This window comes from Acinetobacter sp. NIPH 1852 (genome assembly GCF_022549455.1).
Lineage (GTDB): Bacteria > Pseudomonadota > Gammaproteobacteria > Pseudomonadales > Moraxellaceae > Acinetobacter.
This window is the reverse complement of record NZ_JAKZGG010000032.1, coordinates 1-11,202: the sequence shown is the minus strand read 5'-3', so window position 1 is coordinate 11,202 and position 11,202 is coordinate 1. Positions and strand designations below refer to the sequence as shown.

Here is an 11,202-nt window from a genome sequence, read left to right as displayed (position 1 = left end):
CGCTGATGGTAGTGTGGCACTTGCCATGTGAGAGTAAGTCATCGCCAGCTTTTAAATTCAAAACCTCCCAACTTATGTTGGGAGGTTTTTTATTGCGAAATGAAAAAAATATAAATTAAAATTGGAATTTTAAAATAAAGGTAATTAAGGAATGACTAATTGGATGGATCACCCTAAATATGTTCAGCCTTTTTATTTGGAGTTTATGAATGGCAATATTATTTTAATATCTGAAGCAAAACGAAAGGTTCTATGGAAAGCATTTACAAGTTGTGCTTTAGAATTATCAGATATTGAAATTATACAGATGGTTAATGAAGGGTGGCGTTCTGAAAAAGTTGGAGTGTGGACAATTGCTTTAAGAAAGATGAATCAATTTTCTGATAAAATCCTTTTAAGACTGTTACAGTATCCGAATCGTACAGAACATTTATGTATATGTCTTGCTCGCCTTGGAGGGGAACAATCTTACGCAGGGTTATTAAAATATATAGAAAAGTGTAATGACACTGTATTGGAGAATAGGTGCATTAATGAAGCATTACAACCAGAATGGGCTTACGCAGCATTAAATTATTTACAGCCAGAAAGTAAGGTATTGCATGATAGGCAATGGTTTTTATTTCTTGAAGAATTGCCTCCCGTGTATAAGGAATTTTGGAAAAAAAGACATAATCATGTTCAATCTACATTTCTTTTAGTAATGGAATTGTTTGATATTCATCTATAAAATATTATTTAGATATGATGAACTTCTCTTCCTGTATTTGCTTATTGAGATCATTTGATTTTGAGGGGAGTCTAATACCGATTATAATTACTAGTCTTTAATCGTAATAATGAATGTTTCAAATATTTTACCTTGTTGATATTTCTATAAAAATTTTTATTTTGATAAATCCTAGTGATAAAATAAGTTGAATTTCTTTTTTCCTTATATGCGTAAACATTTCTTTATGTTATAAATAATTTTATAGGCATGTTTTTTGCTTGATTTTTGAAGGAAGATTTTATGAGATTATCTGTTGGGTTGAAAGTTACGAATAGTTTATCGCTAACTCCTCAATTGCAGCAGGCAATTCGGCTCTTACAGCTTTCAAGTTTAGAGTTGGAGCAAGAAGTACAAATACAATTAGATAGTAACCCGTTACTGGAAAAAATTGAAGAGATTGGCACAACAGAAAGCTTATCTACATTAGAGCCAGCGGAAAATGCGGATTTAACAACAGAACTTAATGCTGATCATCTACCAAATGATTTACCTGTTGATACAGAATGGGATGATATTTACACCCATCAGTCTACAGCTTTAGGATCACCTGAGTATGAAGAACGAGAAGATAATAGACAGGTTCAACATAATCTAAAAGAACATATTTTAGAACAAGTTAATTTATTACATTTTTCTAATATAGATAAGTTGATTGCATATTGTTTAGTAGATTCTTTAGATGATAAAGGATTCCTAGATGCTGATTTAGATGAAATTCTGTTTGCTGTAACGCGCATATTGCAAGAAATGGATAGTGAGGAAGAGGTTGAATTAGATGAAATCGTTGTAGTTCTAAAACATATTCAACATTTAGATCCAGTTGGTGTTGGTTCACGCAATCTTGCAGAATGTCTTATGATTCAACTCGAAAGTTTGAACGAGAAATCTCCTTATGTGGCTGAAGCAAAGAAGCTTCTGAAGAGTTATGAGCTGCTCATTGCAAATGATTTAAATAAGTTGTTAAAACAAACAGGCCTATCTAAAGAGCAGTTAAAAAGTGCAGTCGATTTATTAAAAACTTTGAAACCTTATCCTGGTTTAGAGTTCAATCAGCAAGAATCTGAATATCAAGTTCCAGATGTCGTTGTTGCTAAAAAAGATCTACACTGGCAGGTGCAACTTAATCCTGATGTCATCCCAAAGTTGAGAATCAACTCTTTTTATTCCAGTATGATTCGTCGTGCTGATCAAAGTGATGACAATGTTTATCTACGCAATCAGATGTTGGAGGCTAAAAATTTCATTAAAAGTGTTGATGAGCGTCATAAAACACTATTAAAAGTCGCGACGTGCATTGTTGAGCATCAAAGAGCATTTTTAGAGTTGGGACCTGAGGCGATGAAGCCTTTGGTGTTGCGTGATGTAGCTGAAGAAGTTGAACTACATGAGTCGACAGTGTCTCGCGTGACAACCAATAAATATATGCTGACACCACGTGGACTTTTTGAATTGAAATATTTCTTTTCAAGTCATGTCGGAACAACGGCAGGTGGGGAGGCTTCTTCCACAGCGATTCGAGCCATGATTAGAAAATTAGTTTCGAATGAAAATCCACGTAAACCTTTGTCGGATAATATAATTGCTGAGATGTTAAAGGTAGAAGGAATTGAGGTCGCTCGACGGACCGTCGCAAAATATCGTGAATCGTTACATATTCCATCATCTTCTGAAAGAAAAGTCTTGATCTGAATTTCAAGGTGTGACTATTCTAGGCATTCATTATGACCAAATAATGAATTTTTTAATAATCACTAGAGGACTCGCTAAGATGATTTAATGAGTGTTGAACCACATTATATGCATTAGATTGCTTGGGCGATGTTTTCGTATCCTAAGAAAAGGTGAGGGATAGAATTATGCAAATAACGATTCGTGGACACCATTTAACCATTACACCTGCAATTGAAGAGAATATTAAAGAAAAGTTTAGTCAAATGACCAAGCATCTAGATCAGGTAAATAGTATGCAGATCAAATTGGCTAAAGATCATCAAGTTGATAAACGTTCACATAAAGGGAGTGCAAACCATATTGCAGAAGCAATTATACGTCTGCCGGGGATTGAATTGTTTGCACAGGCGACAGCCGATGATATGTATACTTCGATAAAAAAACTAACAGAAAAATTAAAGCGACAGCTTGCAAAACATAGAAAAATACAATGTTCTTATCAACATGAACTTGCAATCTTGACTTAATTTTTAAGTTGAGTGAAAGAGGCTTTTTATAGAGCCTCTTTTTTTAGTGATAAAAAAAGAAAACGCTTACTGAATTATATGAAAAAGTTATAGTAAAATAGCGCGTTTTACACCAATGGTTGTATAAGAGGTCTTGGCAATGAATAGTGAGCAGCTCACGCAAATTTTAAAAGAAGCTTTTCCTGAAGCAGAAGTAGCAGTGAGCGGACAGGCTGGCAAGTTTGACCTTCGTATTGTTGATGACCAGTTTGAAGGTAAACGTACCGTCACTCGCCAACAGGCTGTTTATGCACCCCTGAATTCTTATATTGCGAGTGGTGCAGTTCACGCTGTTACGATTCGCGCAATGACAAAAGACGAATGGCGTAAAGCAAGCCTTTTCGGAGCATAAATATTAATGGATAAATTTTTAATCACGGGCGGTGTTAAGCTCGAGGGCGAAGTGCGCATTTCTGGTGCTAAAAATGCAGCTTTGCCTTTACTTGCAGCAATGATCCTTGCTGACTCTCCGATTACGCTAACCAACGTACCTAATCTAAAAGATGTGAATACATTGGTTGAGCTGATAGCTGGCTTGGGGATCACCATGAGTTATGAGGGTGAAACGGTTTGTGCTGATGCTTCGACATTAGATAACCAATTTGCACCTTATGAACTTGTAAAAACGATGCGCGCCTCTATTTTGGTGCTTGGTCCATTGTTGGCGCGTTATGGCAATGCTAAGGTTTCATTGCCTGGTGGTTGTGCGATTGGTTCACGTCCAGTTGATCAGCATTTAAAAGCATTAGAAGCTTTAGGCGCACAAATTGAAGTTGAAAATGGTTATGTCCATGCTTCAGTTGATGGTCGCTTAAAAGGTGGCGAAGTTGTTTTTGATATGGTTACTGTCGGTGGTACAGAAAACATCTTAATGGCTGCGGCATTGGCTGATGGTGTAACCACGATTCGTAATGCTGCTCGTGAACCAGAGATTACTGATCTTGCGCAAATGCTGATTAAAATGGGCGCGAAGATTGAAGGTTTAGACACGGATACGTTAGTTGTAACTGGTGTAGAAAGTCTACATGGTTGTGAATACGCTGTGGTTGCTGACCGTATCGAGACGGGTTCATATTTAGCTGCTGCTGCGATTACGGGTGGTCGAGTTAAAACCACGCATACTGATCCTTTATTGCTAGAAGCGGTATTGGAAAAATTTGAAGAAATGGGTGCAGAAGTTACTTGTGGTGATGACTGGATTGAGTTGGATATGCAGGGTAAACGTCCTAAAGCTGTGAGTTTTAGAACACTACCGCATCCAGATTTCCCTACAGATATGCAAGCACAATTGATGGCGGTGAATGCAATCGGTCGTGGTTTTGCAACGATTTCTGAAACAATTTTTGAAAATCGTTTTATGCATGTACCTGAACTGTCTCGTATGGGTGCAAACATTCAAGTCGAAGGGCATGACGCGGTTGTAACTGGAGTAGAGACACTTCAAGCTGCACCTGTGATGGCGACTGATTTGCGTGCTTCATTTTCCCTAGTCCTTGCAGCTTTGGTTGCAGAGGGTGAGACACTGATTGATCGTATTTATCATATTGATCGTGGTTATGAACATATCGAAGAAAAATTGCAAAGTTTAGGGGCTCAGATTAAGCGAGTAAAAGGATGAATGACTTAAGAAACGATGATCCAAATTTTGATGTAATGGGCAATTTTGATCATGGTTTAACTTTGGCACTCAGTAAAGGTCGTATTTTAAAAGAGACTTTACCTTTACTTGAAAATGCAGGCATTAATTTACTGGAAGATCCAGAAAAGTCGCGTAAGTTGATTTTTCCAACTACGCATAAAAAAGTACGTATTCTTATTTTACGTGCTTCGGATGTGCCGACTTATGTTGAAAATGGTGCAGCAGATTTTGGTGTGGCGGGTAAAGATGTATTGATGGAGCATGGCGCACAACATGTGTATGAATTGCTTGATCTAAAAATTGCCAATTGTAAGTTAATGACTGCGGGTAAAGTGGGAATGCAACGTCCGAAAGGGCGTTTAAAGATCGCGACCAAATATGTCAACTTAACACGTCAATATTATGCAAGTTTAGGTGAGCAAGTGGATGTGATTAAGCTCTACGGTTCAATGGAACTTGCACCGCTCGTTGGATTGGGTGATTACATTGTCGATGTGGTCGATACAGGAAATACCTTACGTGCCAATGGTTTAGAGCCATTAGAGGAGATTTGTAAGGTTTCTTCGCGTTTAATCGTTAATAAAGCAAGTTTCAAACGTAAACAAGCTTTATTAAACCCAATCCTGACTCAACTTGAACAGGCGATTAAAGAACGTTCGAAATAAAAGCGCCTATTCTGTACAAAGGTCAACTTAGGTTGGCCTTTTATTTTTTAGTTTGTCGGGATTCCGCATAACATAGATATTTTGAATCTGCTGGTTGCAATCAAATGCAAATGTCATCGCGATCACACAATTATGCTGTTGATCATATAGCTTAAAACCAATATTGCCATTGAGATGGCATATTTCCCAAAAAAGCTCATTCCAAGCCTGAAAGAGCAAGCGCTCAAAAAAGCGTAATACACTGGGCTGATCGATGAGTGGTTGGGGAATAGCTGAAACCTTACCGCCACCATCAGCAGCAAGCTGAATATCTTCACTCAGAAGCTTTTTAAGTTGATCAAGATTATGCGAGTGAATGGCATCTCTAAAAGCATTTAGTAAAGTCATCTGATGTGAACTTGGTAATGTCGAAAGTACCTTTGGTTGTTCTGAAATTCGTTTTCTTCCACGTACTACTAATTGCCGACAATAACTGTGCTGCTCTTGAATAATTTCAGAAACCTCTTGGTAATTAAGATTAAAAATATCATGCAGTAAGTAAGCAGCTCGTTCTTTGGGGGATAGTTTTTCAAGAACTAAAAGAAATGCAGTAGATAGGGTGTAATCAGATTCAATCGATATCTGTTCCGTATGTTGATACGGTTCGGGTAACCATGTACCCACATATTCAGTCCGTGACTTGTGGTGAGAACGAAGCAAGTCAATACAATGACGAGTACATACCGAAGTAAGCCAAGCTTGGGGATTGAGGATTTCCTCTTTAGGCTGCATTTGCCATTTTAGAAAAATATCCTGTAATACATCATCTGCGTCATGTGTTGAACCTAAGAGACGATAAGCTAGGCCGAACAAGAATGCTCGGCTTGCTTGAAATAGATCTAAATCGTGTGTCGTGAGATTTTGTTGATTTTGCATCATCTTTAATGTTGTGAAATGCCGATACGATTCCATAAATTAATCATGCCAATCAATAAAGTTAAAGCAGATATTTGCTGTTCGTTAAAATATTTTAATAGGTTGGAACGCAGCGACGCATAATCTGTTTGCGGGTGTAGTGTCGTTAATGCTTCTACCCAAGCAAAAGCAACTTTTTCTTGGTCACTGTAGTCTGCACAATGACGCCATACGATGAGGCGGTCTAGACGTGATTGGGTTTCACCATCTGCCAATGCTTCGGCAATATGCATTTTTACGCAATAAGCACATCCATTGATTTGTGAAGCTCTTAACAGAACTAAATGATAAAGTGGGCGTTCGATCAAGGCTAAGTCATCAATATTTTTGTGTACTTGATGAAGATGATGTACTGCACTTGGTAAATGTTTTTGCGGATGAATATTACTGTTCGTCATTTTAAAACTCCTGATATGAACAAATAGGGTTCTTAGATTGACGAATCAGCATTCAAATTTGTGACAAGGATCTAAAAATAATTTTTAAGGGATTGTTTTATTTTAAAAATATTTTTTAGTTTGTCGTGGTTTCTTTGGTGAGTAATGCTATTGGATTGCTCATCGGCACACTAATTTTATCTCATAATTTTTTTAGGCTGATATTGCATCCACAAATTGGGTGAAAAAGAGTAAACTTAGCGCTCTCTTATTCGCCTTGTGGGTAAATTGATGCGACGTTTATCGACTCAGGATCAAAATTTTAAACAGACATTTGCTGAGCTATTAGCATTTGAAACTGTCAATGATCCTCAATTAATACAAACTGTAGATCAAATTATTGCTGATGTTCGTCAGCATGGTGATGATCATGTGCTTAAATTAACGCAACAGTTCGATCGACATCCCGCGCATCAATTCTCCGATTTAGAGCTGACTCAAGCACAACTTAAAACTGCATTTGAGGGATTAACGGTTGAAATCCGTGATGCATTAGAACTTGCTGCAAAGCGTATTCGTGCTTTCCATCAAGCTCAAAAGCAAGAAGGGTGGACTTATATTGATGAGTTAGGAAATACTTTAGGTCAAAAAGTCACACCACTGGACCGGGTCGGAATTTATGTGCCCGGTGGTTTAGCTTCTTACCCATCTTCTGTATTGATGAACGCACTTCCTGCCCATGTAGCAGGTGTTCCTGAAATCATTATGGTTGTTCCGGCACCCAATGGTGAGTTAAATCCATTGGTTCTAGCAGCAGCTTATTTAGCTGGGGTGAGTCGAGTATTTACAATTGGTGGTGCGCAAGCTGTCGCCGCTTTGGCTTATGGCACACAAACTGTTCCAGCAGTAGATAAAATTACTGGTCCAGGAAATCGTTTTGTTGCAGCGGCAAAAAGAGCCGTATTTGGTCAAGTCGGTATTGATATGATCGCAGGGCCTTCAGAAATTTTGGTTTATGCCGAAGGCGAAAATAATCCGGATTGGCTTGCGATGGATGTGTTGTCACAAGCGGAACATGATACGGTTGCCCAAGCCATTTTTATTACACCTGATGAAGATCTTTTGAATGCTGTTGATGCAGCCATTGAAAAGCATTTAAGTGAATTACCAAAAGCCGAAATTGCCAGAACTTCGATTCAAAATCGTGGTGCTTTGGTTCTCGTTAAAGATCGTGCAGAAGCAATCGAATTGATTAATCAAGTTGCACCTGAGCATTTAGAGCTTTGTTTAGATGATGCTGAACAGATGAGCAAAGAGATTCGTCATGCTGGTGCAATCTTTATGGGGCGCTATACGCCTGAAGCAATTGGTGATTATTGTGCAGGTCCAAACCATGTCTTGCCAACGTCAGGTACGGCGCGTTTCTCGTCTCCACTTGGCGTCTATGATTTTCAAAAGCGTTCTAGCCTAATCATGTGTTCACAGGAAGGTGTTAAACCTTTGGCGAAAACTGCGGATGTGCTTGCGGTACAGGAAAATCTAGATGCTCATGCTCGTTCAGCACGTTATCGTTATCAATAAATTTAAAACCTCTCCCTAACCCTCTCCTCATAGGAGAGGGGATTATTAGAGAATTAAAATGTCAAATATCACAACAGAACAAATGAGTTTTTGGAGTCCTGAAGTTCGTGAATTGGAACCGTATATTCCTGGTGAGCAACCCAAAATTCAGAACTTATTAAAGCTCAATACCAATGAAAATCCATATCCGCCATCACCGAGAGTTGAGGCGGCGGTCCAAGCTGTTTTGGCAAATCAAGCCGATGCATTGCGCCTATATCCTGACCCTGACGCAACAGCCTTGAAGCAAGCGATTGCCAAACAGCAAAATGTTGAGATTGCACAAGTCTTTGTGGGAAATGGTTCAGATGAAGTTTTAGCACATATTTTTAAAGCATTTTTTATTCAAAAAGAAGCTGTGCTTTATCCAGATATTACTTATAGTTTTTATCCTGTTTATAGTCAGTTCTTTGGCATTCACACCAAGCAAATTCCATTGAATGAAAATTTTGAAATAGATGTTGCAGATTATAAGCAAGCGAATGGTGGGGTGATTATTACCAATCCAAATGCGCCAACCAGTATTGCTTTGGGTTTGGATCAAATCGAACAGGTTTTACAAGCAAATCCTAATCGAGTGGTTGTGATTGATGAGGCTTATGTCGACTTTGGTGCTGAAACTGCTGTTCAGTTGGTCAATAAATATGAAAACTTAGTGGTCTGCCAAACGACGTCTAAATCACGTTCATTGGCTGGTTTGCGTGTTGGATATGCCATTGCACAAAGTCATTTGATTGCTGCCCTTGAAGCAGTAAAAAATAGTTTTAACTCCTATCCGATGGATCGTTTTGCCATTGCAGCCGCTGTTGCTTCCTTTGAGGATCAGGCTTACTTTGAGGCGCAATGTAAAAAAGTCATAGACAGTCGTGAAAAGTTGATCAGTGAGTTAACGGCTTTAGGTTTTCAGGTATTGCCATCAAAAGCCAATTTCATTTTTGCCACGCATCCAAAACATGATGCGGCTCAATTGATGCAACAACTACGTGATCATGGGATTTTGGTCCGTTATTTCAATAAACCTCGGATTAACCAATTCTTGCGTATCACGATTGGTACAGATGAACAAAATAAGCGTTTAGTGGGTACGCTAAAAACGCATATTTTATAAATCTATTTTTGATTTAGAGGTCTGTTTTCTGCCATGTGTTGAGTAAATTGAGCATGGCAGAAATTTTATCAAAACATTCTTGATATTCAGCTTCGGCATCAGAAGCGATGGTGATACCACCACCTGCCCACATGGATAATTCGTTTTGATATTTTTGAATGCTGCGGATTAAAATATTCCATCGACCTGTTCCATCAAAATTAAAATATCCTAAACTACCGCAATAAGCACCGCGCGGCGCACCTTCTAGTTCCTCAATAATTTGCATGGCACGAATTTTAGGTGCTCCTGTAATTGAACCACCAGGTAGGGCAGACAATAACATTTGCATAGGATTGATTTCTTCTTTCAAGGTCGCGGTAATTTCACTGACCATGTGATGCACTTGATTGAAACTTTCGATTTCAAATAGTTTGGTGGTTGTGACCGAACCTGTCTCAGCGTAAACACTTAAATCATTTCGTAATAAATCAACGATCATGACATTCTCAGCTTGATCTTTTTCTGAGCGACTGAGTTTTTCTTTAGACCGCTGATCCTGTTGAGGGTCATTAAAACGTGGCATGGTTCCTTTGATGGGACGGGTTTTTATTTTTCGATTATTTTGGAATTCAATAAATAACTCAGGAGAACAACTGAGTAATTCAAAATCATTAATTTTTAGATAGCCTGCATAAGGTGCGTGTGTGAGCTGCCATAATGCTTGTGCAGAATTTAATAACGAACCTTGAGCAGTCGCTTTGAACTCTTGGGTGAGGTTAATTTGATAACAATCTCCCGCTTTAATATATTCCTGAACGTGTTGGAATGCATTTAGGTATTGTTGTTTTGACCAGCGAGGGTGGGATGCTTCAAGTAAAGTAAGTGCGGACAGGTTCTTAGATGTTGGTTGAGCAATCAGATTAGATATATGCGCATAAATAGCCTGAGCATTTTCTTCACGGCTATGAAAATACCAAGCATTGTCCTGAAATCTCAAAAAAGTTGAGTATTGACCTAAGAAAAAGCTGGGTTGAGGGTGGCTGGAAATATTGACATGCTGATTGGCACTGTAGTCATAGCTGAAAAAACCAATATATCCACCATCAAATGCAACATTTTGCTGAGAGCTTGGAGTGGTGTGATCAAAGCTTGAGAACTCGGTAACGGTTGTTGCTTTTGGGTGTAATTGATATTGATTGAATGTAGTTTGATGAAACTGTTGAAGTATGGACTGTTGAAATACTAGAAACTTTTTAGGTAAAAAAGCAATCACTGGAAAATTTTGGTCATGCAAATAGACCAAACCCGTCAAATCATAAAGTTGGGAGAGAAGGTCAAATGCAGATGTAAGTTCTGTATTAAGCTTTTGTTTAAAATAAGACATAAAATGAAAATATATACATCTACATTTGGGAAAGAGGATTGTACTACAATCAAAAAATGCTCGTGATACTTTATAGTGATTTAGAATAAAAAATAGACGGACATTTCGTTGATATGATCAAAAAAGCTTGGGAAATAAATGTCAATGTTATTGATACTGAGAGAGGAACGAAAAATTTTGCTTACATTTTATGGTTACTTTATTGAAAGTAGACAAAGGGTCTTGTTTTTGACCATTGGGATCAAAATTCGAGTGTTTGATTTTTATAAATAACTATATTTTTTAAATGTTTATTTATCTTTGTGTGTTGTTGGACTGAATGCCTTGAGGGGCGCCGTTTATCGGGTTGTTACTAAAAAACATTTAACAGTAAGCTGTCATTAAAAAGTAAACATGTATTCTTTTCCGAATTGGTTTGATACTCTCTCCACCCATTGCTCTATTTTATCAGCTGTCATGACTTG

11 protein-coding genes and 1 pseudogene are annotated in these 11,202 nt (G+C 38.1%); 8 read left to right on the top strand and 4 right to left on the bottom strand.

Translation table 11 applies throughout. The features are described from left to right. Window positions 1-151 precede the first annotated feature (151 nt). The 6 genes from MMO38_RS16230 to hisG all read left to right on the top strand — a co-directional run bounded on the left by MMO38_RS16230 (window position 152) and on the right by hisG (window position 5,313). On the top strand, window positions 152-730 hold the full coding sequence (locus MMO38_RS16230) for a DUF6000 family protein (protein ID WP_241324164.1): 579 nt from the start codon (window positions 152-154) through the stop codon (window positions 728-730). Window positions 731-1,012: 282 nt separating this feature from the next. Continuing rightward, entirely contained in the window at window positions 1,013-2,461 is a 1,449-nt protein-coding gene (locus tag MMO38_RS16225; RefSeq protein WP_004669793.1) for an RNA polymerase factor sigma-54, read from the top strand. 167 nt (window positions 2,462-2,628) lie between these two features. Beyond that, window positions 2,629-2,970, top strand: coding sequence for a ribosome-associated translation inhibitor RaiA (gene raiA, locus MMO38_RS16220; RefSeq protein ID WP_004669794.1), 342 nt, complete (start codon window positions 2,629-2,631; stop codon window positions 2,968-2,970). A 139-nt stretch (window positions 2,971-3,109) separates the two neighbouring features. After that, a complete protein-coding gene (gene ibaG / locus MMO38_RS16215; protein WP_005198374.1) occupies window positions 3,110-3,361 on the top strand; it encodes a BolA family iron metabolism protein IbaG in 252 nt (83 codons plus the stop codon). Window positions 3,362-3,367: 6 nt separating this feature from the next. Next, window positions 3,368-4,627, top strand: a complete 1,260-nt coding sequence (murA, locus tag MMO38_RS16210; RefSeq protein ID WP_241324163.1) for a UDP-N-acetylglucosamine 1-carboxyvinyltransferase — start codon at window positions 3,368-3,370, stop codon at window positions 4,625-4,627. Then, a complete protein-coding gene (hisG, locus tag MMO38_RS16205) occupies window positions 4,624-5,313 on the top strand; it encodes an ATP phosphoribosyltransferase (RefSeq protein WP_004669798.1) in 690 nt (229 codons plus the stop codon). The genes murA and hisG overlap by 4 nt, the downstream gene beginning before the upstream one ends. Before the next feature lie 27 nt (window positions 5,314-5,340). Here hisG and MMO38_RS16200 read toward each other — a convergent pair whose 3' ends face one another. Both MMO38_RS16200 and MMO38_RS16195 read right to left on the bottom strand, forming a co-directional pair. Further along, window positions 5,341-6,231, bottom strand: a complete 891-nt coding sequence (locus MMO38_RS16200) for a sigma-70 family RNA polymerase sigma factor (RefSeq protein WP_241324165.1) — start codon at window positions 6,229-6,231, stop codon at window positions 5,341-5,343. Window positions 6,232-6,233: 2 nt separating this feature from the next. Next, window positions 6,234-6,665, bottom strand: coding sequence for a carboxymuconolactone decarboxylase family protein (locus MMO38_RS16195; protein WP_241324162.1), 432 nt, complete (start codon window positions 6,663-6,665; stop codon window positions 6,234-6,236). Between the two features lie 270 nt (window positions 6,666-6,935). On the opposite strand from MMO38_RS16195, the gene hisD reads away from it, so the two are divergent. Together hisD and hisC are read left to right on the top strand one after the other, a co-directional pair. Further along, on the top strand, window positions 6,936-8,225 hold the full coding sequence (hisD, locus tag MMO38_RS16190) for a histidinol dehydrogenase (protein WP_241324161.1): 1,290 nt from the start codon (window positions 6,936-6,938) through the stop codon (window positions 8,223-8,225). A 58-nt stretch (window positions 8,226-8,283) separates the two neighbouring features. Beyond that, on the top strand, window positions 8,284-9,372 hold the full coding sequence (gene hisC / locus MMO38_RS16185; protein WP_241324160.1) for a histidinol-phosphate transaminase: 1,089 nt from the start codon (window positions 8,284-8,286) through the stop codon (window positions 9,370-9,372). A 13-nt stretch (window positions 9,373-9,385) separates the two neighbouring features. Here hisC and pabB read toward each other — a convergent pair whose 3' ends face one another. Beyond that, a complete protein-coding gene (gene pabB, locus MMO38_RS16180; protein WP_241324159.1) occupies window positions 9,386-10,738 on the bottom strand; it encodes an aminodeoxychorismate synthase component I in 1,353 nt (450 codons plus the stop codon). Between the two features lie 380 nt (window positions 10,739-11,118). Continuing rightward, window positions 11,119-11,202, bottom strand: a pseudogene (locus MMO38_RS16175) (transposase); the annotation flags it as partial.